At 46.7% G+C, this 20,812-nt stretch carries 19 protein-coding genes; 9 read left to right on the top strand and 10 right to left on the bottom strand.

The window, feature by feature from the left end; genetic code table 11:
• Positions 1-102 precede the first annotated feature (102 nt).
• From F905_RS06115 to F905_RS06100, 4 genes are all read left to right on the top strand, one after another.
• On the top strand, positions 103-1,290 hold the full coding sequence (locus tag F905_RS06115; protein ID WP_005178578.1) for a phosphoglycerate kinase: 1,188 nt from the start codon (positions 103-105) through the stop codon (positions 1,288-1,290).
• A gap of 132 nt (positions 1,291-1,422) precedes the next feature.
• Entirely contained in the window at positions 1,423-1,698 is a 276-nt protein-coding gene (locus F905_RS06110; protein WP_005178577.1) for a hypothetical protein, read from the top strand.
• A gap of 137 nt (positions 1,699-1,835) precedes the next feature.
• The gene (gene fba / locus F905_RS06105) at positions 1,836-2,873 is read left to right on the top strand and encodes a class II fructose-bisphosphate aldolase (protein WP_005178575.1); all 1,038 of its coding nucleotides are present in this window, start codon (positions 1,836-1,838) and stop codon (positions 2,871-2,873) included.
• A gap of 111 nt (positions 2,874-2,984) precedes the next feature.
• Positions 2,985-3,839: a DMT family transporter gene (locus tag F905_RS06100; protein ID WP_005178572.1), complete on the top strand. Its 855-nt coding sequence runs from the start codon at positions 2,985-2,987 to the stop codon at positions 3,837-3,839.
• Here F905_RS06100 and F905_RS06095 read toward each other — a convergent pair.
• On the bottom strand, positions 3,802-4,035 hold the full coding sequence (locus tag F905_RS06095) for a hypothetical protein (protein ID WP_005178570.1): 234 nt from the start codon (positions 4,033-4,035) through the stop codon (positions 3,802-3,804). The genes F905_RS06100 and F905_RS06095 overlap by 38 nt on opposite strands.
• A gap of 97 nt (positions 4,036-4,132) precedes the next feature.
• Positions 4,133-4,786, bottom strand: coding sequence for an oxygen-insensitive NAD(P)H nitroreductase (nfsB, locus tag F905_RS06090; protein ID WP_005178567.1), 654 nt, complete (start codon positions 4,784-4,786; stop codon positions 4,133-4,135).
• 248 nt (positions 4,787-5,034) lie between these two features.
• Between nfsB and hpaI the strand changes: the two genes are divergently transcribed.
• The gene (gene hpaI, locus F905_RS06085) at positions 5,035-5,829 is read left to right on the top strand and encodes a 4-hydroxy-2-oxoheptanedioate aldolase (RefSeq protein ID WP_005178565.1); all 795 of its coding nucleotides are present in this window, start codon (positions 5,035-5,037) and stop codon (positions 5,827-5,829) included.
• Positions 5,830-5,892: 63 nt separating this feature from the next.
• Here the strand turns inward: hpaI and F905_RS06080 are convergent, their stop codons facing one another.
• Both F905_RS06080 and F905_RS06075 read right to left on the bottom strand, forming a co-directional pair.
• Entirely contained in the window at positions 5,893-6,612 is a 720-nt protein-coding gene (locus F905_RS06080; protein ID WP_005178563.1) for a UDP-2,3-diacylglucosamine diphosphatase, read from the bottom strand.
• Positions 6,613-6,669: 57 nt separating this feature from the next.
• Positions 6,670-7,179: a peptidylprolyl isomerase gene (locus F905_RS06075; protein ID WP_005178561.1), complete on the bottom strand. Its 510-nt coding sequence runs from the start codon at positions 7,177-7,179 to the stop codon at positions 6,670-6,672.
• Between the two features lie 166 nt (positions 7,180-7,345).
• Here F905_RS06075 and F905_RS06070 point away from each other — a divergent pair, with 166 nt between their 5' ends.
• Positions 7,346-9,070: a glutamine--tRNA ligase/YqeY domain fusion protein gene (locus F905_RS06070; RefSeq protein ID WP_005178559.1), complete on the top strand. Its 1,725-nt coding sequence runs from the start codon at positions 7,346-7,348 to the stop codon at positions 9,068-9,070.
• A gap of 140 nt (positions 9,071-9,210) precedes the next feature.
• On the opposite strand, the gene F905_RS06065 is transcribed toward F905_RS06070, so the two are convergent.
• A complete protein-coding gene (locus F905_RS06065) occupies positions 9,211-9,741 on the bottom strand; it encodes a lecithin retinol acyltransferase family protein (RefSeq protein ID WP_005178558.1) in 531 nt (176 codons plus the stop codon).
• Between the two features lie 84 nt (positions 9,742-9,825).
• Here F905_RS06065 and F905_RS06060 point away from each other — a divergent pair, with 84 nt between their 5' ends.
• A complete protein-coding gene (locus F905_RS06060; RefSeq protein ID WP_005178556.1) occupies positions 9,826-10,674 on the top strand; it encodes a phosphodiester glycosidase family protein in 849 nt (282 codons plus the stop codon).
• Here F905_RS06060 and F905_RS06055 read toward each other — a convergent pair.
• The 4 genes from F905_RS06055 to putA form a co-directional block, all read right to left on the bottom strand.
• Positions 10,661-10,915 carry a hypothetical protein gene (locus F905_RS06055; RefSeq protein ID WP_005178555.1) on the bottom strand — a complete coding sequence of 85 codons (255 nt, stop codon included), beginning with the start codon at positions 10,913-10,915 and terminating at the stop codon, positions 10,661-10,663. The genes F905_RS06060 and F905_RS06055 overlap by 14 nt on opposite strands.
• 166 nt (positions 10,916-11,081) lie before the next feature.
• Positions 11,082-11,306: a hypothetical protein gene (locus F905_RS06050; RefSeq protein ID WP_005178553.1), complete on the bottom strand. Its 225-nt coding sequence runs from the start codon at positions 11,304-11,306 to the stop codon at positions 11,082-11,084.
• A gap of 243 nt (positions 11,307-11,549) precedes the next feature.
• On the bottom strand, positions 11,550-12,632 hold the full coding sequence (gene trmA, locus F905_RS06045) for a tRNA (uridine(54)-C5)-methyltransferase TrmA (RefSeq protein ID WP_005178550.1): 1,083 nt from the start codon (positions 12,630-12,632) through the stop codon (positions 11,550-11,552).
• 252 nt (positions 12,633-12,884) lie between these two features.
• The gene (putA, locus tag F905_RS06040) at positions 12,885-16,637 is read right to left on the bottom strand and encodes a trifunctional transcriptional regulator/proline dehydrogenase/L-glutamate gamma-semialdehyde dehydrogenase (RefSeq protein WP_005178548.1); all 3,753 of its coding nucleotides are present in this window, start codon (positions 16,635-16,637) and stop codon (positions 12,885-12,887) included.
• A 129-nt stretch (positions 16,638-16,766) separates the two neighbouring features.
• On the opposite strand from putA, the gene F905_RS06035 reads away from it, so the two are divergent.
• Positions 16,767-17,249 (top strand): Lrp/AsnC ligand binding domain-containing protein, encoded by a 483-nt coding sequence (locus tag F905_RS06035; protein ID WP_005178547.1) that lies wholly within the window; start codon positions 16,767-16,769, stop codon positions 17,247-17,249.
• A gap of 93 nt (positions 17,250-17,342) precedes the next feature.
• Here the strand turns inward: F905_RS06035 and putP are convergent, their stop codons facing one another.
• The gene (gene putP / locus F905_RS06030; protein WP_005178545.1) at positions 17,343-18,851 is read right to left on the bottom strand and encodes a sodium/proline symporter PutP; all 1,509 of its coding nucleotides are present in this window, start codon (positions 18,849-18,851) and stop codon (positions 17,343-17,345) included.
• 424 nt (positions 18,852-19,275) lie between these two features.
• Between putP and aspA the strand changes: the two genes are divergently transcribed.
• Positions 19,276-20,724 (top strand): aspartate ammonia-lyase, encoded by a 1,449-nt coding sequence (gene aspA / locus F905_RS06025; RefSeq protein ID WP_005178542.1) that lies wholly within the window; start codon positions 19,276-19,278, stop codon positions 20,722-20,724.
• The last annotated feature ends 88 nt before the right edge of the window (positions 20,725-20,812 follow it).

The following is a 20,812-nucleotide window of genomic DNA, read 5'->3' as shown; positions in this document are numbered from 1 at the left end:
AAAACTTTGGCAATCGTTAGCTTTTCTGCAAAAGAAGCTAACCTTTTTCTGCATAATCATTTAGAATCTTGGCGATTTTAATATCTAAAAAGTGAGCTATACATGAATTTTCAGCGTATGACTGACCTCGACCTGGCACAAAAGCGTGTTCTGATCCGCGAAGACTTAAACGTGCCGGTGAAAAATGGTGTGATTACCAGCGATGCGCGTTTACGTGCTGCCTTACCGACAATTAAAGCGGCTTTGGAAAAAGGCGCAGCCGTAATGGTGTATTCTCACCTGGGTCGTCCTGTTGAAGGTGAACCTAAAGCTGAACAATCACTTGCGCCTGTCGCAGCTTACCTGACCGAAGCACTGGGCCAGGAAGTCAAATTATTGACTGACTACCTGGATGGTGTAGAGGTAGAAGCAGGTCAAGTGGTGTTACTTGAAAACTGCCGCTTTAACGTGGGTGAAAAGAAAAACAATCCTGAGCTGGCAGCAAAATATGCAGCGCTGTGTGATGTATTCGTAATGGATGCATTTGGTACTGCGCACCGTGCAGAAGCGTCAACTGAAGGTGTGGCGCGTCTTGCCAAAGTTGCCGCAGCAGGTCCTTTACTGGCTGCTGAACTGGATGCACTTGGCCGTGCACTGCAAACACCAGAAAAACCAATGGTGGCGATTGTTGCCGGTTCTAAAGTATCCACCAAGCTGGATGTATTAACGTCACTGTCTGACATTTGCGACCAGTTGATTGTGGGTGGTGGTATTGCCAATACTTTCCTAGCCGCTGCAGGTTACAACGTGGGTAAATCACTGTGTGAAAATGATTTGATCGACACAGCCAAAGCCATTGCTGCCAAAGTATCTGTACCACTTCCAACGGATGTAGTAGTTGCTGATGCATCTGAAATCAACTTTGATGACTTCTTGGGTTCACTGGCAGCTGCCAAAGCAACCGTGAAAAAAGTAGAAGATGTGGCAGACAACGACATGATTCTGGATGTTGGTCCAGAAACGGCAAAAGCATTTGCTGAGATCTTGAAAACTTCTAAAACGATTCTCTGGAATGGCCCAGTTGGCGTATTCGAAGTGGATCAGTTCGGTGAAGGGACTAAAGCCCTGTCTTTAGCGATTGCTGAATCAGAAGGCTTCTCAATTGCAGGTGGTGGTGACACCTTGGCTGCCATCGACAAATATGAAGTTGCAGACAAAATTGGTTATATCTCTACAGGTGGCGGTGCTTTCCTTGAGTTTGTAGAAGGCAAGACCTTACCAGCAGTTGCCGTATTGCTAGAACGTGCTTAATTCGCACACGCTTGCAAGATGACAAAAGGTTGACCTCGGTCAGCCTTTTTTATGCACTTCATTTTTTAGTCATAAAACTGTCATGTTTCTGAAATATTATGATCAAAAATCACCGGGTTGTAGGATATTCTGATGAACCAAAAATTAACTCTTGCCGCGTTACTTGCTGCATCTTTAGCTTTCACTGCATGTGCTAAAAAAGACGACAATGCAACAGCGACCACTGCAGATGCATCAGCAGCTGTAGCGTCAGAGCAAATTTCTGCAGAACAGCAAGCGGCGATTGATGCAATTGATCAGCCAGTACTTGATGAAAACAATACCGATGTGCCTGAAGAAGTGGCCAATGCACCAGCAGATGCCGCAACCCCAGACAGCGCAGCAGCGCCAGCATCTGAAGCGCAATAATCCTAAAAGCTCCACAAATTGTAGTAATTTGTATAAAAGTCCCTGCATTGGCAGGGATTTTTTTTAAATACGACGTTTTGTTGCTGAATTGAAACAAATCCCCATGTAGAATATGCAGCATTACCTGGGAGGATATTATGGCTCTTATTTCAATGCGCCAGCTATTGGATCACGCCGGTGAACACGGATACGGCGTACCAGCGTTTAACGTAAACAACTTAGAACAAATGCGCGCAATCATGTTGGCCGCAGATGCGACGAATTCACCTGTAATCGTACAGGCATCTGCAGGTGCCCGTAAGTACGCAGGCGCACCATTCTTACGTCATCTTATTTTGGCTGCAATTGAAGAATGGCCACACATTCCGGTGGTGATGCACCAGGATCACGGTACCAGCCCTGACGTATGTCAACGTTCTATCCAGCTGGGCTTCTCATCAGTCATGATGGATGGTTCACTGGGTGAAGATGGTAAAACCCCAACCTCATATGAATACAACGTAGATGTGACCCGTCGTGTGGTACAAATGGCACACGCATGTGGCGTTTCTGTTGAAGGTGAAATCGGTTGTCTGGGCAGCCTTGAAACAGGTATGGCCGGCGAAGAAGATGGTGTTGGTGCAGAAGGTGTACTGGATCACTCTCAATTGCTGACTTCAGTTGAAGAAGCACGTTCTTTCGTAGCAGACACCAATGTAGACGCACTGGCAATTGCAGTGGGTACTTCACACGGTGCATACAAATTCACCCGTCCACCTACAGGCGATATTCTGGCGATTGACCGTATTAAAGAAATTCATGCGGCGCTGCCAAATACGCATCTGGTGATGCACGGTTCAAGTTCTGTGCCACAAGAATGGCTGGCAGTCATTAACCAGTATGGCGGTGACATCAAGGAAACTTATGGTGTACCTGTTGAGCAGCTGGTTGAAGCGATTAAGCACGGTGTACGTAAAATTAACATTGACACCGACTTGCGTCTGGCCTCTACTGGTGCAATGCGTCGCTTCATGGCTGAAAAACCAAGCGAGTTTGACCCACGTAAATTCTTCGCTAAAACTGTCGATGCAATGAAAGATATTTGTGTTGCACGTTATGAAGCGTTTGGTACTGCGGGCAATGCCGACAAGATCCGTCCAATTTCTTTAGAGAAAATGGTAGATCGTTATAAATAATTCCTGGTGAAGTATTTATAAAAAAAGCCCACATTGCGTGGGCTTTTCTGTATCTGAACCGCTATAGTGCAGCAGAGCAGATCACATAATGCATATAAATAAGAGTGGATCATGGAACTGATTTTAGCAGCGGCCATTTGTAGTGTGGTGGTGTCGATTCTCTTGAAAGTCGCAAAGAATCGCGGCTATTCACCTTTGCAGATGATCAGCTGGAATTATGCCTCGGCCAGTGTGCTGTGTTTCTGGTGGTTTCAGCCTAATGTACAACAGCTGTCCCTCACCGAAACGCCGTGGCTGCTGATTCTGGCCTTAGGGGTATTATTGCCAAGCGTATTCCTGTTTTTAGCCAAAGCATTACAAACTGCCGGAATTTTAAAAACCGAAATTGCCCAGCGGCTGTCGGTGGTGCTGTCTTTAACTGCGGCCTATTTTATTTTCCAGGAACTGTTTAATAGCCTGAAAATTGTCGGGATTGCGTTGGGGATTGCAGCGGTACTGTGTATTTTATATTCGCATCGTGGCGGTGCATCGTCCGCCCAGGCGGGTATGCTGTATTTGGCTTTGGTCTGGGTCGGTTATGCGCTGATTGATGTGTTGCTGAAATACACCACCGGTTTAGGCCTGCAGTTTGCGCTGGTATTGAACCTAATGTTCATCTGCGCTTTTATTTTATCGTTGGGGTATATTCTGATTCAGCACAAAAGCTGGGGCAGTGGCAAAAATATAGTGGCAGGCTTAATTTTGGGGATGCTGAATTTTGCCAATATCGCGTTTTATGTCAAAGCACATATGGCTTTAAAAGATTCACCGGCGGTTGTATTTGCCGGCATGAATATTCTGGTGGTAATTTTAGGGGTAATCAGCGGTTTGCTGTTCTTTAAAGAAAAATTAAAACCCAGCACCGCCATCGGGCTGGGGCTGGGCATCATTAGTGTGATGTGTTTAGCTTATGCGATGACGGCTTGAATTTGATGAAGCTGGCAGCAAAAATCAGCGGATGTTTGATCAGGTCCTGAAGTTCGGCAATGCCCAGTAACAGACCGGCTTTCTGGCAGCTCGGACAATGAGGATAATGGCGTTTTTCCTGCTGATATTGATGTAAATACAGTTTATTGCATTGACGACATTCAAACTTCATTGGGAGCTGGGCAAGGATAGACATCTTTCTTCTCCGGTCTATTATTATTGTGTTGTGAAAGGGAAAGCAAAAATCAAGCCGAAATCAGGGACTTTCGTCCCTGTATTATGTAATGTAGTTCTTACAATTTGGTGAAAATTTCATCTTTATTCAGGCGTGACTTGGGAAGTTTAGCATTAAAGTCCTGCTCACTGCGATAGCCCAAGGTCAGCAGCACCGATGGAATTAAACCCTTGTCCTGTAATTCTAGTTCTTCCGTCAGAATCTGTTCATTAAAGCCGCCAATCGGGGTGGCATCTACACCTTCAATACCGGCAGCCAGTAACATCTGACCCAAGGCAATAAAGGTCTGGTTTTCGGCCCAGCGCTGAATATCACCTTTTTCATTGCGGTAATAATCCACATATCCGCTACGGCTGTCTTTCTGGCCCTGCTTGGCGCTGGCATCTTTAAAACGGCCGCTGACATCATCTTGCTGCAACAAATTGTCCAGATGTTCATCGCTAATATCGGCTTTGGTACAGAACAAAATGGTGTGAGAAGAATCTAAGACTTTAGGCGCATTGTAGGCATATTTCCCGACCAGGGCTTTGGCAATGCGCTGCTTGGCTGCATCATGCTCGGCAATAAAGAAATGCCAAGGCTGGATATTAATAGAAGAGGGGGTAAAACGGAGAATTTCGAGAAAGCGTTCAAACTGCTCTTGAGGAATTTTTTTTGCAGGATCATAGGCTTTGGTGGTATAGCGGCTGCGTACGACGTCGAGCAAATCCATAAAGATACTCCAGCAATAAGGATAAATTGAGAAAGGCTGAACCTTCAGCATCATACGCCATTTTGATGGCTTTGATGGCATATTCGCTGCAATTTTATTGTCAAAATTAACCTTAAAATATGCTCATCGTATTTTCAGTTATTGCCCGATTAAGTGTTAAATCAAATCACAACAGTGGTTTTGAATATTGGCAATTTTTAAAAATCGGCATTTAATGGAGACAGGTGTGGACTATAGCGAGCCTGTTGATGGACTATCGTAATCACTTTAAACATAAATTAAAAACCCAGCAGCAGCTTGGTTTATGGGTCGGTCTGGCCGATGCCTATGGCACTGAAATTGCGGCCAATGCCGGTTATGACTGGTTGCTGATTGATGGGGAACATGCGCCCAGTGATTTAAGAACCACACTGGCCCAGCTGCAAAGTATTGCGGCCTATCCGTCACAGGCGGTGGTCCGTCCGCCAATTGGCAGTGTGCAGCTTATTAAACAGTTGCTGGATATTGGCGCACAAACCTTATTGATTCCGATGGTGGAAACCGTGGAGCAGGCCGAACTGATGGTTAAAGCAGTGCGTTATCCACCGGAAGGGATTCGCGGTGTAGGTGCGGCTTTGGCACGTGCCACACGCTGGAACAGTATTCCGGATTATTATGCCACTGCACATGAAAATATCTGTTTGCTGATTCAGATTGAGTCAGTTACAGGGCTGGAAAATCTGGATAACATCTTAAAAGTCGAGGGCATTGATGGGGTATTTATTGGCGCAGTAGATTTATCTGCCACTATGGGTTATGAAGGCAATCCGAACCATCCTGACGTGCAAAACGCAGTGGTTGATGCAATTCAACGAATTCGCGCATCGGGTAAAGCGGCCGGGATTTTATCGACTCAACATGACGTGACGCAAAAATATATTGAACTGGGTACCGAATTTGTCGCTGTCGGTGTCGATACCAGCGTATTAATGAATTCCTTGCGTGAGCTGCTGGCCAAATATAAAACCGGAGCGAGCTGGGTAAAACCTGAAGGGGGGTATTAAGCGGTCATTATTAACCTGACAGATGATGCAGGAGGTGGGGATTTATAGTCATCCACCTGCTGCTTAATAGGTCCAGCGTTTCAGTTGCAGGTGAGTGGTAGGCTGTTCAGGATCAATTTCCAGAATCAGTGCCTCATGCGCACGCCAGTCCCCCAGCACAATCCGCTTTTTGCCATTCAGCTCATGGATGGCTGGTCGATGGGTATGACCATGAATCAGTACATCCACCTCGGCCAAAGCCTGCGTTACCGCAGCCGGATTCACATCCATCACTTCATACGATTTAACTTCTTTAGAAGCGCGGCTTTGTTTGCGAAAACCGTTGGCCAGTTTGCTGCGAAAGGACAGCGGAGTTTTTATTAACAGACGCAGCACGAGCGGATGACGGATAACTTTTTTAAAGCGCTGATAGGATACATCATCGGTGCACAAGGCATCGCCATGTTCCAGACGATAGCGGGTCTGGCCAATAGTGAGGGTGTCAATTTCAGGTAATAATTGCCCGTTAAACTGCTGTAAAAAAACCTCATGCAGTGCGAAATCGCGGTTGCCGACCTGAAAATACAGCTGATTGCCTGCGGCATTAAACTGTTTTAAAGCGCTGACAATTTCATCCAGCCAAGGGGCGGTGTAGTCATCGCCAATCCAGGCATTGAACCAGTCGCCTAAAATATACAGCTGGGTGTTTTGATCCTGATAAGCACGTAATAAATCTAAAAACCCCCGAACGAGTCGAGGGTGATCAGGTGACAAATGTAAATCTGAAATAAACAGATAGGTCACAATCTTTTCCTTGGAATCTCCCAACGCCCTTAAATAACGGGAGGTTGAGAGGGATTCTTATTCAGAAATGATCTTGGCAGATTCGATGACCACATTTTCTAGTGGAACATCAGCGTGGTAACCACGGTTGCCTGTACGTACGCCTTTGATTTCAGCAACTACATCCATACCTTCAACTACTTTACCAAATACGGCATAACCCCAACCTTGTGCAGTTTTGCCCGTGTGGTTCAGGAAGGAGTTGTTTTTCACGTTAATGAAGAATTGAGCAGATGCAGAGTGCGGAGCCTGGGTACGCGCCATTGCAATGGTCCCTTCGTCATTGCTCAGACCGTTGTCTGCTTCGTTTTCGATTGAATCACGGGTTGCTTTTTCTTTGAAGTTTTCATCAAAGCCGCCGCCTTGAATCATGAAACCATCGATGACACGGTGGAAAATTACGCCATCATAGAAACCGTCACGAACGTATTGAAGGAAGTTCTCAGCAGTTTTAGGTGCTTTTTCAGTGTTAAGCTCAAGAACAATACGACCTTTGTTGGTGTTTAATTCGACTTGAGGAAAACTCATTGTGTTATCTCCTAATCATGGACAAAAAAGCCATGGGTTTTTTGGTTGAGAGAAGCATAAGCAAACTGTAAACTACAAGGCAAGTAAAAACGTTATTTTCTTTGTTAAAAAGTGGGAATAGCGTTTTAATTATCCTAAATTTTTATCTAGAAGTGATTTATTAACTATGAAGCCGAATGATGCTGTTTCATCTCTGCCTAACACCCCGACACCAAGTAACCATGCCTCTGTCGATGCTGCGCAGCAAGAACAACAGCCGGGCTTAGATTTTGTGCGTCAGGTCATTACCGATGATCTGGCAGCAGGCCGTACTGAAAAAGTGATCACACGTTTTCCACCAGAACCGAATGGTTACTTACATATTGGTCACGTGAAAGCAATTTGCCTGAATTTCGGGATTGCCGAAGAATTTAACGGTTTATGTAACTTACGTTTTGACGATACCAACCCGGATGCCGAAGAACAAGAATATGTAGATGGTATTGCCAACGACGTGAAATGGTTGGGCTTTAACTGGAATGGCGAGCCACGCTATGCATCAAGCTATTTTGACCAGCTGTATAGCTGGGCGGTGCAGTTAATTGAACAGGGTGATGCCTATGTCGATTTGCAAACTCCTGAAGAAATCAAGCTGAATCGTGGTTCATTTGTCGAGCCGGGCAAAAACTCACCGTATCGTGATGCGTCTGTAGAAGACAACCTGGCGCATTTTGAACAGATGCGTAATGGTGAGCTGGGCGAAGGCCAAGCGGTATTACGTGCCAAAATTGATATGGCATCGCCAAACGTACATATGCGTGACCCAATTTTGTACCGTGTGCTACATTCCGAGCATCACCAGACCGGTGACAAATGGAAAATGTACCCAATGTACGACTATGCGCATCCATTATCCGATGCGATTGAAGGCATTACTCATTCACTGTGTACGCTTGAATTCCAGGATCACCGTCCGTTCTATGACTGGGTGGTGGAAAAGGTAAAATCAGCGGCGGTACCACGTCAGTATGAATCCAGCCGTTTAAACGTCGATTACACCATTACCTCAAAGCGTAAGCTGCGCCGTCTGGTGGAAGGTGGTTTTGTTAAGGGTTGGGACGACCCGCGTATGCCAACTGTAGTGGGTATGCGTCGTCGTGGCTTTACTCCGGAAGGCTTGCGTGATTTCTGTAAGCGCGTTGGTGTGTCGAAGTCTGACGGGATTGTCGATGTGGCAATGCTGGAATACTGCATCCGTCAGTCGCTAGAAAATACCGCAGCGCGTGGTATGGCCGTGCTGAATCCATTAAAAGTGACGTTAACCAATCTGCCAGCAGAAATGGATCTGACTCATTCGCGTCATCCAAACGTAGATATGGGTGAGCGTGTCATTCCGCTCACCTCTGAAATCTATATTGACCGTAAAGATTTCGAAGAAGAGCCACCGAAAGGCTTTAAACGTCTGATTCCGGGCGGTGAAGTGCGTTTACGTCATGCTTATGTGATCAAGTGCGACGAAATCATTAAAGATGACAAGGGTGAAATTATTGAGCTGAAATGTTCAATCGACCCTGAAACTTTAGGTAAGAATCCGGAAGGCCGTAAAGTAAAAGGCGTGATTCACTGGGTATCTGCCACTAAAGGCGTGAAAGCTGAAGTGCGTATTTACGACCGTCTGTTCACCGAATCTGACCCAGAAGTCGGCGATGACTTCCTGGCGAATCTGAATCCGGACTCATTGAAAGTGGTACAAGCGGTTATTGAGCCGGCTTTAGCGCAAGCGCAAGCAGAAGATCGTTTCCAGTTTGAACGTGAAGGTTATTTCGTGGCGGATCAGTATGATCATTCCAGCGAAACGCCAGTGTTTAACCGTATTCTGGACTTAAAAGACAGCTTCAAACCGGGCAAATAAAAGCGCATTTTGCTAGATGATTGAAAAAGCCTGCTGGACTCAGTGGGCTTTTTTATGCGGTGTTGAAAATGGAAAGTAAACGTTGAAAGGAAGTAGCACGTTAAATTAAAAAAAATTTGATTTACAGATGATCCGGTGTGTTATTTCTTTTCATCGCGTTTATAAAACAGATGGGTGGGCATCTGCATTTTGGCTTTGTCGCGCAATTTCTTTTTAATATACAGTACTAGGGCAAAACAGGTGGTGGTCAGGGTCAGCATCATGCTGTTCATGTAGCTCATTAAGGAGCTGACATAGCCAATGGTGGTTAAGCGGTTCATCATCCGGAAGACTTGCGGACTGCTTTCCACGCCGGTAATGGCCCAGGTGCATAAATGTTCGCAGTTGTTGATAATCAGGTGATAATTATTTTCATGCATCCGTGAACGCATCCGGCGCACCACTTTACGGCCTTTATATTTGGGTTGATCATAATGCTGCACATGCACCGGTTTGCCATGACTGAACTTGTCTAGGCTGGTGATTTCGATGGGATGTTTTTTAAATAAATGCGCAAAACCGGAATAATGAATAACACGACCACGTCCGGCATAAATCCCGTGGTGGGTATAGCCGAAATGTTTGACAATCAGATGCGCCCCTAAAGGGAACCGTGTGTTCTGCTTGAGCATTGTGACATTAGTAAAGTGACAGGTGTATTTTAAAGCTCTAGTGTACTGCTTCTTGGCACAAGAATCGACAGGGTGGCGACAAGAATGGCTGAATTATACAACGATGAACAGGGAACAGATGCAATGAAAAAGTTAGGACAGTACTTTGCACGAGTTACTGCCAAACCGCTGTTAAAACTGCTGATTCTGCTGGGTGCTTGCAGTGCAAACTGGGCACAGGCACAGCCGAAAATCTACAGCTGGCAGCTGAAACATAGGCTGGGTGATTTTGATGTCACGGAAATCCGATCAATGGCGCAGCTGAAGCTGGTATTAAAGAATACAGCACAGCAGCCCTATCGTTATTTCACTGCGCTCCAGGATGATCTGCAACCGTGCCAGCAGCTGGAATTTGCCATGAATGCCGGGATGTTCCATGCTGATTATGCACCCGTCGGGCTGTATATTGAAGAGGGCAAGAGGGTAAGCCAGTTAAATACCCAGACCCAAGGCTGGGGCAATTTTCTGATTCAGCCGAATGGGGTACTGGCCTGGGACAAGCAGCCACTGTTGATGACCACCCAGCAGTATCAGCAGGCCAATGTGCAACCGAAATATGCCACCCAATCTGGCCCGATGCTGGTGATTGACGGAAAAATTAACCCAAACTTTATTCCGGATTCCGATTCCAGAAAAATCCGCAATGGCGTTGGGCTGAAGGATTCCACCCTGTATTTTGTGATCAGCCAGCAGCCAATAAATTTTTATGACTTTGCCCGGCTGTTTCAGCAGCAGCTTAAGACACCGAATGCGCTGTACTTGGATGGTTCAGTATCTTCTGTGTATATTGCGGCCTTAAAACGCCATCGCCAGTACCGCGCAGTTGGCCCGATGCTGGCGTATATTGATGATTCAGCCTGCGCGACTGAGCCAGAAAAATCTACTGGCCAATAATGCCCAGGGTCTGGGTTTGCTGGCTGCAGAGGCGTTTGGCATCTTCAGTCGACATTTCTTTGATTCCGGCCTCAAACTGTTTTTTCTGGAATTGACGTTGTTCTTCCGAAAGCCCCATTTTTGTGCTCAAGCTTTCCATCTTGTCCCAGGCTTCTTCACATTCTGCCGGCATACGGTCGCAGCCTGTGAGGGCCAGGCAGAGCAGTGGAAGGGTAAGAGCGCCGATCATTTTGTTGTTCATCATGGTGTCCTTATTGTTATGTATTGAATTAAAAATACGATCAAGACTGATCTAAGCCCTTGAGCATACATGAAAAAAATGTCAAAACTAAGAAATCTGATTAAAATCAGACCAATAAAAAAGGCACCTAGAAATTCTAAATGCCTTTTTCTGTGGTCAGACTCTGCTATTGCAGGGGTAAATGTTGAAGTTCATTCAACTCTTTACGGCTATAGCCGCGCGAAGCGAGAACCTTTTTAATACCGATAATCACATCTTCATCTGTCGCTTTTGCTAAAGCTTCAAGAAGCTGTTCATTTGTCTTACAAGAGCAATCATTTTCAACACAAGCAATCTGATTCTTATGCTCGTTTTGCTGTTCCTGAGCGAACAGCTTTTGCCAAAAACTCATAGAGCCTTCATTTGCAACCTAACATAGCTCGAAATATAGCCAATTTAAAAATTAATGCAAGTCGACTAAAGTGATAAAAGCAGCAAACAGACTCTAGAAATTTCGATAGCTTGTAACAGTTTAAACGTAATTATGATGGCTATAAGCCTTGATTATAACTAAGTTGCTTATTTTTATAAGAAAAAAGGAAGATTAAAAAATCTTCCTTTTCGGACTGAATAATATAATTTGAAACAAATTGTTTTAGATCTTTTCCAGTAAGACACCAGATTCCACATGATGGGTATAAGGGAATTGGTCAAACAGGGCAAATTGGGTGATCTTGTGGGTGCTGGCCAAAGTCTGCAAATTGTCATGCAGCGTATCCGGATTACAGGAGATATAAATAATCCGCTCAAAACGCTGCAACAGTTTTAAGGTTTCGGCATCAATACCGGCACGTGGTGGGTCTACAAACACGGTATCAAACTGATAGCTGGACATCTCAATGCCGGCTTCCTGCAAACGGCGGAATTCACGCTCGCCGTTGTAGGCCTGGGTAAATTCTTCGGCAGATAAACGCGCCACCTGAATATTGTCAATCTGGTTCTGCTCAATATTCCACTGCGCCGCATAGACTGAAGATTTGGCCAGTTCTGTGGCTAAGACGCGATTAAAACGGGTCGACAGTGGCAGGGTAAAGTTACCATTACCACAGTACAGCTCTAACAGGTCCTGATTAGAGTGTCCGGCAGCCGTACAGGCCCATTCCAGCATGTGCTGGCAAACGCGCGCATTCGGTTGGGTAAAGCTGCTTTCAATCTGTTTGTATTGATACTGGCGTTCAAAGACCTGCAGTTCTTCCACCACAAACTCATCGCTCAGTACCAGTTTCTGGCCACGGCTCCGGCCAATAATTTTAATCTGTAGTTGCTCGGCCAGCTGTTTGGCCAGCGCTTCCCACTCTGCAGTTAATGGACAGCGATAAATCAGTGAAACCAGCATTTCACCTTTTAAGGTCGCCAGAAAATGCACTTCAAACAGGCGATTGGATAACAGCGGTTCTGCTTTTAAGGCATTCAGCAGTACCGGCATTAACTGGTTGATGCTGGCATCGGCAATTGGAAATTCATCAATACGAATGACTTTTTTGTTCTGCTGCTCATTGCGTTCAAACATGGCATAAAACAGGTCATCTTCGGTATGCCAAATCCGGAATTCTGCACGCATACGGAAATGCTGTTCAGGCGAGACAAACACCTCCAGCGTTGGAGGATTAAATTCGGCAAACTGTGCAGAAATACGTGCAACTTTGGCATCAAGTTGTTGCTGATAAGATGAAGTCATATGCAGTAAAAATCACAAACCCATTGAGACAGGGGATGGTAACAAAGTTTCAGGCAGATGCCTAAAGATATTCTGTGCAAACCTTAAATTGCGATAGTGTGACGGGAGAAATCGAGCTTCGGCTCAACAGATCGGCAGATTAAAGCCGGGAAATAGATCACTTGCGAGAGCAAAGATAAAAAAAGCCAAACCAACAGAGACCAGGGAGAGTTGGTTTGGCAAAGAGGAATAACACCATGAAAAGGGGTGGCTTTAATCCAGCGTCATCAGGCTGGCGTTCCCTCCAGCTGCAGCAGTATTAATGCTGATGGCCCGTTCAATCACCAGACGTTCCAGCGGAATTTTCGGATCATTCGGTTTGAGATGGCTGATGCCGACAATTGCTCCGGCACGCTGCGCTACCGTTTGCTGTAATTCCAGCAATTGTACCGAACTACCATGATGCAGCACTGCATCGTAATCGCCATGCAGCAGGTCTGGGATCACGCGAATCCGCTGGGCAATCTCTGGCGGCATTTTCGGCAGATATTTCAGCATGAAGCGGTTTTCTGCCAGAACCACCGGCTGACTGCCGACTGCAAAAATTGCCAGTAACTGATGAATCTGATCCAGCTCCTGTTCAGCCAGGGATAGCACGGCATGACGTGGCAAAATCGTATACTGATTACTTTCACCGGTTGGACCAGTCAGATTGAAGCTCTGACCCGTGGCAATTTTCTCCGGCAGCTGAATTAGCTGCTGCGGGAACTCAGCCTGTACCCAGTCCACCAGTTGGCTATACAGGGCAGGCATTGCTGCTGGATGCAGAGCCTGCGCCGCAAATGGTTGAGCCAGTTTTTTCTGCGAGCAGTATTGCATTAAGCGGTAGAGATACAGCGGTCCACCGGCCTTAGGTCCGGTCCCCGACAGGCCTTCGCCGCCAAAAGGTTGCACCCCGACCACAGCACCGACAATATTACGGTTGATATACAGGTTGCCGACTTCGGCCTGGGCAATCACGCTATGAATGGTTTCATCAATACGGGTATGCAAGCCCATGGTCAGGCCATAACCTTTGGCATTGATTTGCGCCAGCAGTTGATCAAGCTGTCCATAACGGTAGCGAATCACATGCAGTACCGGGCCAAACACTTCGCGCTCCAGATCATCCAGATGCGGCAGTTCAATCAGCGTTGGTGGTACAAAAGTGCCGTGTTGCAAGCTTGCATCGCTTTGCTTATTCCACATCAACTGATGCACCGGATAGCCCTTAATGCGCATTTTTTCAATATGACGCTCAATATTGTTCTGCGCTTCCAGGTCAATCACCGGACCAATGTCGGTTTTTAGCACATAAGGATTACCCACGCGTAACTGCTGCATGGCACCTTTGAGCATGGTCAGCACCGTGTCGGCATTATCTTCCTGCACACATAAAATTCGCAGGGCCGAGCAGCGCTGACCGGCACTGTCGTAAGCAGAGCTGACCGCATCCAGAATCACCTGTTCAGTCAGGGCTGAAGAATCGACAATCATGGCGTTTTGCCCGCCAGTTTCCGCAATGAGCGGAATGGCACCACCAGTCTGGCTTAAACGTTTGGCCACGGTCTGATTCAGGATTTTGGCGACTTCAGTCGAGCCGGTAAACATAATCCCCTGAATCCGTTCATCCTGACTCAGCTGCGCACCGACTGTTTCACCGCGTCCCGGCAGCAGTTGCAGTACATTTTGCGGAATGCCGGCATCCCATAAAATCTGCACCGCTTGCGCTGCAATCAGCGGGGTCTGCTCGGCCGGTTTGGCCAGAACGGTATTGCCAGCCACCAGTGCCGCGGCAATCTGGCCGCTAAAAATCGCCAGCGGGAAATTCCACGGGCTGATACACAGCACCGGCCCTAGCGGAATGATCTGGGTATTGATGTCCAGATCACGCATTTGCGCGGCATAGTAGCGCAGGAAATCAATTGCTTCACGCACTTCGGCAATGGCATTGCCATAGGTCTTGCCACTTTCGCGGCAGAGGAGCAGCATGAGCGGTTGCAGGCGTGCCTGCATTAAATCGGCAGCACGTTCCAGACATTGTGCGCGTTCATGTTTGGAAATATTGGCCCAGACGGCTTGTGCCTGTACCGCATTTTCTAGGGCCTGATTGACCTGTGCTGCTGTGGCTTCCTGTACATGACCAACAATATCCTGATGTTGAGCCGGGTTTAAAATCGCGTGTACATCGGCACTGTCTTCGGTGGTTAAGCCTTCACCCATGGGCAGGGCAGTCCATTGATGCTGATGCAAACTCTGCGCGGTTGTATTTAATGCCGCCAAGTCCTGATCATTGGCTAAGTCCAGGCCAGCAGAGTTGTCGCGCTGCTCGCCATATAACTCATGCGGTAAGGGAATCGCCGGATGTTTCTGGCCGACTTTCTGTTTCTGTTGAGCCGTGGCTAAAATAGTCTGATGTGGATTTTCGATCAGATCTTCAATGTTCAGGGTCTTATCGGCAATACGGTTGACGAAAGAGGTATTAGCACCATTTTCCAGCAAACGACGTACCAGATAAGCCAGCAGGGTTTCATGGTTACCGACCGGCGCATAAATACGGCACGGCACGCCGAGCTTCTGCTGCTGTTTCGAGCCGACCACATTTTCATATAATGGCTCGCCCATGCCATGCAGGCATTGGAATTCGTATTGGCCAGCGTAGTAACGCGCCGGATCGGCCAGATGATAAATCGTGGCCAGCGTCTGGGCATTGTGAGTCGCAAACTGCGGATAAATCTGTTCCGGTGCCGCCAGTAATTTTTTCGCACAGGCAATATAGGACAGATCGGTATGCACTTTACGGGTAAACACTGGATAATCCGACATGCCATCAATTTGCGCTTTCTTGATTTCGCTGTCCCAATAGGCGCCTTTCACCAGACGGATCATCAGGCGTTTCTGGCTGCGTTTGGCCAGATCGACCACATAATCTACCACATAGAAGCAGCGTTTCTGGTAGGCCTGAATCACAAAGCCAATGCCTTTCCAGTTATCCAGTGCCGGTTCAAAACACAGACGCTCCAGCAACTCTAAAGACATTTCCAGTCGTTCAGATTCTTCGGCATCAATATTCAGGCCAATATTATAGTCTTTGGCCAGCACCGCCAGTTGCAGCACCTTGTCATACAGTTCGGTATGCACGCGGTCAATCTGGGCACGCTGATAACGTGGATGCAGGGCAGAGAGCTTGATCGAAATCCCCGGGCCGGTATAAACATCTTTATCTTTAGAGGCCTGGCCAATGGCGTGAATGGCATTTTGATAGTCATCAAAATAACGCTCTGCATCGTGTTCGGTCAGGGCTGCTTCACCGAGCATGTCATAAGAATAACGGAAACCTTTTTCTTCTAAAGGTTCGGCGTGTTGCAGGGCTTCGCTAATGGTTTCGCCGGTGACAAACTGCTCGCCCATCATCCGCATCGCCACATCTACCGCTTTACGGATAATACCACGGCCACTGCGCGCCAGCAGGCCAGTCAGAATACCGCTTAAGCTGTTCTGTTTCGGGGTTTCCATCAGCTTGCCGGTCAGCATTAAGCCCCAGGCCGCTGCATTCACAAACATCAGGTTACTTTGACCTAAATGCTCTTTCCAGTTGCCCTGGTTGATCTTGTCGCGGATCAGCAGATCACGGGTTGCGGTATCAGGAATACGTAATAGCGCTTCGGCCAGACACATCAGGGCGATGCCTTCTTGTGAAGAGAGGGAGAACTCTTGCAACAGGCCTTGCACCAGACCGGCTTTGCCGCTGGAATTTTTACGTTCACGCAGGGAGTGGGCCAGCTGAAAAGCCAGCTCATAAATCTGGCTGTTCAGTGCATCAGGAATTTCACTGTGCTCGAGTAAATGGCTGACACATTCACTTTCAGGGCGACGCCATGCCGTATTAATGGCAATTTCTGCCTCATTTTTTTCTTTGAATTCAGTGATGTAATCCAAATGCGGTTTTGCGTCGTCGAAATGGGTTTCGCTATCCATCATGTTCATGCCAACATCCTGTGACGATATATTTTAGTTGAACGGTGTACCTTATATAATTTATGATCACAGAAAATATGCCAAATAACTCACTATAATTTTTGTTATTTTTAGAGATAAATACGGATTATGAATGGAATGATGAGCCTGGATCGCACTGACATTAAAATTCTGGATATTCTGCAAAAAGATGGCCGGATTTCAAATATTAAACTGGCAGAAGCCGTCAATTTATCGCCAACTGCTGCGCTGGCGCGGGTACAGAAACTGAGTAAAGATGGCTTTATTTTGGGCTATGAAGCCAAGCTGAATCCGGAGTTGCTGAATAGCAGTTTTGTGGTATTTGTGGAAATTCTGCTGGATAAAACCACGCCGAATGTACTGGAGGAATTTTCAGATGCGATTTTGCAGCATCCGGAAATTGTGGAATGTCACATGATTAGTGGTGGTTTCGATTTTGTAGTCAAAATCCGCTGCGCCAATATGGAAGAATTCCGCAAGATTTCCGGGCAAATTTTATGGCAGTTGCCGGGGGTGAAAGAAACCCGCAGTTATCCGGTGATGGAAGTGATTAAGGAAAGCTCGCAATTGAAACTGAAATATCAGCACAAGGCCAAATAAACCGTCATCTTTGTCTGTATTTTCCATTAAAACCCAAAAGGAGCCGAAGCTCCTTTTTTTATGGATGATCAATCAATTCGGTAGATTGCTGTGCTAGCTGTTCATTTCCTGCATGGCTTTTTTGTACTCGGCATCTGACTGTTCAAAGCGTTCAATCACCTCTGTACTTGGTGTCCGGTCGAGCAGACTGACTATTACAATACTCAGGCTGGCCAGAATAAAGCCGGGAATAATTTCATAGAGTCCGGTATCGGCCATGACATTTTTCCAGACAATCACGGTCATCGCACCGACTAGCATCCCGGCAATCGCGCCTTTCAGGGTCATGCGTTTCCAGAACAGCGACAGAATAATGAGAGGACCAAAAGCCGCGCCAAATCCGGCCCAGGCATAGGCCACCAGCCCCAGGACTTTACTCGATGGATTGCTGGCCAGCCAGATTGCCAGCATTGCAATCAACAGCACCATAAAACGGCCGACCCAGACCAGCTCTTTTTGTGAGGCATTTTTGCGTAAAAAGGCTTTGTACAAATCTTCAGTTAAGGTACTGGAGCAGACCAGTAACTGGCAGCTGAGTGTACTCATGACCGCGGCTAAAATGGCGGCCAGAATAATCCCGGCAATCCACGGATTAAACAGGATTTTGGTCAGCTCCATAAACACGGTTTCAGGGTTCTGATTCACCACAGCCGCCAGTTCTGGAAATTGCTGGAAATAGGCAATGGCAATGAAACCGGCACCCACCGCGCCGCCCAAGCAGAGGATCATCCAGCTCATGCCAATTTTACGCGCCGCTGGAATGGTTTTGACCGAGTCGGCTGCCATAAAGCGAACCAGAATATGCGGTTGTCCAAAATAGCCTAAGCCCCATGCCAAAGAAGATAAAATAGCAATAAAACTTAAACCGGACAGCATCTGCGTGGCATGTGGGCGCGCAGTTTCCAGTAACAGACCAATCTGCTGGCTATGATTACCCAGTGCCAGATAGGTCATGATGGGAGTAATCAGCAGGGCAAAAATCATCAGCCCGGCCTGGAAGGTATCGGTCCAGCTAATTGCCAGGAAGCCGCCAATACAGACATAGCTGATGGTGGCTATCGCGCCAATCCACAGCGCCGTGGTATAGGACCAGCCAAACAGGCTTTCAAATAAACGCGCACCGGCCACCATGCCGGATGCACAGTAAATCGCGAAAAATACCAGAATCACCAGTGCTGAACTGACGCGCAAAATTTTCTTGCGGTCGCCAAAACGGCTGGTGAAATAATCCGGCAGGGTCAGGGCATTGTTTTGTACTTCGGTATGAACCCGCAAACGCTCGGCGACCAGAAGCCAGTTTAACCATGCACCAATAATCAGGCCGATGGCGATCCAGGCTTCAGATAATCCGGCCAGATAGATTGCACCGGGTAAACCCATCAGCAGCCAGCCGCTCATATCCGATGCGCCGGCAGAAAGCGCAGTCACCACGCTACCCAGACTGCGGCCCCCAAGAATATAATCCGAGAAATCTGTGGTGGCCTTGTAGGCATACAGCCCGATACCGATCATGGCCACGATATAAAATATAAAGGTAATTAATGTGGGATTCAGTTGACTCATATGCCCATCCTTTGTCTGTAAGCGTTCATCCATCCGAGATGATTTTTTGCGCATTTTTTCAAGGAGCTGATTCAAGCATGGAATTAAAATTACGTTCTGTAACATTTAGACGGGATTTATAGCGGTCTTGTGTTGCAGTTTGTAGCTTTAGATACAATTGAAAAAATGGGAGCAATGAGCGGAAAATTATTAAGTCAAAATTTTGAATAAAGCGGTGAATATTTTTATTTTTGCAAATATGGAGAGAATCTGTTAAATCTGGCTTAAAAATGGAGTAAATTTACATTATGTTACATCCCGTACATTTAGAAAGAATATGTAATTAAATATTTCAAAAAGCGTATCAATCTTGTGTAGTTTCAGGCTGGCACAGGTTTAAGATTTTCTTATGCACAATATTGGTGCGAAATAGTGAGTAAACAGTGTGATTACGGTTCAGACAGAGAAAACAAGAATAGAGCATGATTTGCTAGGTGCTAAAGAAGTGCCGGCAGACAGTTATTATGGTATTCATACCTTGCGTGCCTTGGAGAACTTCCAGATCTCCAATCAGCAGGTCGGTGAAAACCTGCATTTCATTCGTGCTTTGGCGCAAGTGAAAAAAGCATCTGCACAAACCAATTTACAGTTTGAGAAAATCTCCCCGCAGGTGGCTGAGGCGATTCAGTATGCCTGTGACCAGCTGATTGAACAGCCTGCTGCATGGCGTGCGCATTTCCCTTTAGATGTTTATCAGGGCGGTGCCGGAACATCGATTAATATGAACAGTAATGAGGTGATTGCCAATATCGCCTTAGAACATCTGGGTCTGGAAAAAGGCAGTTATTTTTCCATTCATCCGAATGATCATGTTAATAAGTCGCAATCCACCAATGATGTCTATCCGACAGCCTTGCGTTTAGCCACGTATTACAGTCTGGATGATCTGTTCGTACAGATGCGTAACCTGATTGACAGTTTCTACAAGAAAGTAGCTGAATTTCAGTATGTGCTGAAAATGGGCCGGACCCAGCTGCAAGATGCCGTGCCGATGACCTTGGGGCAGGAGTTCCGGGCTTTTGCCACCCTGTTAAAAGAAGATTTAAAACTGATTGACCGGACTCGTCAGTTGTTATTGGAAATTAACCTCGGCGCTACCGCGATTGGTACGGGTGTAAATACCCCTAAAGGTTATGCCCAGGAAGCGGTACAAGCGTTAAAAGAAATTAGTGGTCTGCCGTTAATTGGCGCAGAAGATTATGTTGAAGCCACCAGCGACTGTGGGGTTTTCATCATTTTATCCAGCACACTGAAACGTCTGGCAGTGAAATTATCGAAAATCTGTAATGACCTGCGTTTATTAAGTTCTGGCCCGCGTACTGGTCTGGGGGAAATCCGGTTACCGGAGTTGCAGGCCGGTTCTTCGATTATGCCGGCCAAGGTCAATCCGGTCATTCCGGAAGTGGTGAACCAGATTGCCTTTAAAGTGATTGGCAGTGACCTGACCGTGACCATGGCGGCCGAAGCCGGGCAGTTGCAGTTAAACGTGATGGAACCGGTGATTGCCGTGTCGATTCATGAATCCATCCAGTTATTGACTCAAGCCATGAAAAGTCTGGATGAGAAATGTATTCAGGGCATTCAGGCCAATGAACAGGCTTGCCATGATGCGGTGATGCGTAGCGTCGGTATTGTCACTTTGCTTGATCCGATTCTAGGTCATGCCAAATGTGATGAAATCGGGAAACTGTGTATTGCTGAAAACAAAACCATTCAGCAGGTGGTACTGGAGCAGGAATTACTGACTCAGGAACAGCTGGATGAAATTTTTGCCCTGCATAATCTGGTCAGTGAGGTAACACCACCGGAAGCAGTTTTTGCCCAAGTCAGCTAAGACACTGACTGCTTCAGTAAAACAGCAAAGGCTCAAGGTCATATATTGGTTTTGAGCCTTTTGTGTTTGACCGATGGTTTTGATTCAA

Origin of the sequence: Acinetobacter sp. CIP 53.82, assembly GCF_000369465.1 — a bacterium.
Lineage (GTDB): Bacteria > Pseudomonadota > Gammaproteobacteria > Pseudomonadales > Moraxellaceae > Acinetobacter > Acinetobacter indicus.
The sequence above is the reverse complement of the archived record's forward strand: the minus strand, read 5'-3'. Positions and strand labels throughout refer to the sequence as shown.

Coding starts and splice junctions, on each gene's coding strand:
- F905_RS06115 (WP_005178578.1), top strand. CDS start 103: ATGAATTTTCAGCGTATGACTGACCTCGACCTGGCACAAAAGCGTGTT.
- F905_RS06110 (WP_005178577.1), top strand. CDS start 1,423: ATGAACCAAAAATTAACTCTTGCCGCGTTACTTGCTGCATCTTTAGCT.
- fba (WP_005178575.1), top strand. CDS start 1,836: ATGGCTCTTATTTCAATGCGCCAGCTATTGGATCACGCCGGTGAACAC.
- F905_RS06100 (WP_005178572.1), top strand. CDS start 2,985: ATGGAACTGATTTTAGCAGCGGCCATTTGTAGTGTGGTGGTGTCGATT.
- F905_RS06095 (WP_005178570.1), bottom strand. CDS start 4,035: ATGTCTATCCTTGCCCAGCTCCCAATGAAGTTTGAATGTCGTCAATGC.
- nfsB (WP_005178567.1), bottom strand. CDS start 4,786: ATGGATTTGCTCGACGTCGTACGCAGCCGCTATACCACCAAAGCCTAT.
- hpaI (WP_005178565.1), top strand. CDS start 5,035: ATGGACTATCGTAATCACTTTAAACATAAATTAAAAACCCAGCAGCAG.
- F905_RS06075 (WP_005178561.1), bottom strand. CDS start 7,179: ATGAGTTTTCCTCAAGTCGAATTAAACACCAACAAAGGTCGTATTGTT.
- F905_RS06070 (WP_005178559.1), top strand. CDS start 7,346: ATGAAGCCGAATGATGCTGTTTCATCTCTGCCTAACACCCCGACACCA.
- F905_RS06065 (WP_005178558.1), bottom strand. CDS start 9,741: ATGCTCAAGCAGAACACACGGTTCCCTTTAGGGGCGCATCTGATTGTC.
- F905_RS06060 (WP_005178556.1), top strand. CDS start 9,826: ATGGCTGAATTATACAACGATGAACAGGGAACAGATGCAATGAAAAAG.
- F905_RS06055 (WP_005178555.1), bottom strand. CDS start 10,915: ATGAACAACAAAATGATCGGCGCTCTTACCCTTCCACTGCTCTGCCTG.
- F905_RS06050 (WP_005178553.1), bottom strand. CDS start 11,306: ATGAGTTTTTGGCAAAAGCTGTTCGCTCAGGAACAGCAAAACGAGCAT.
- trmA (WP_005178550.1), bottom strand. CDS start 12,632: ATGACTTCATCTTATCAGCAACAACTTGATGCCAAAGTTGCACGTATT.
- putA (WP_005178548.1), bottom strand. CDS start 16,637: ATGAACATGATGGATAGCGAAACCCATTTCGACGACGCAAAACCGCAT.
- F905_RS06035 (WP_005178547.1), top strand. CDS start 16,767: ATGATGAGCCTGGATCGCACTGACATTAAAATTCTGGATATTCTGCAA.
- putP (WP_005178545.1), bottom strand. CDS start 18,851: ATGAGTCAACTGAATCCCACATTAATTACCTTTATATTTTATATCGTG.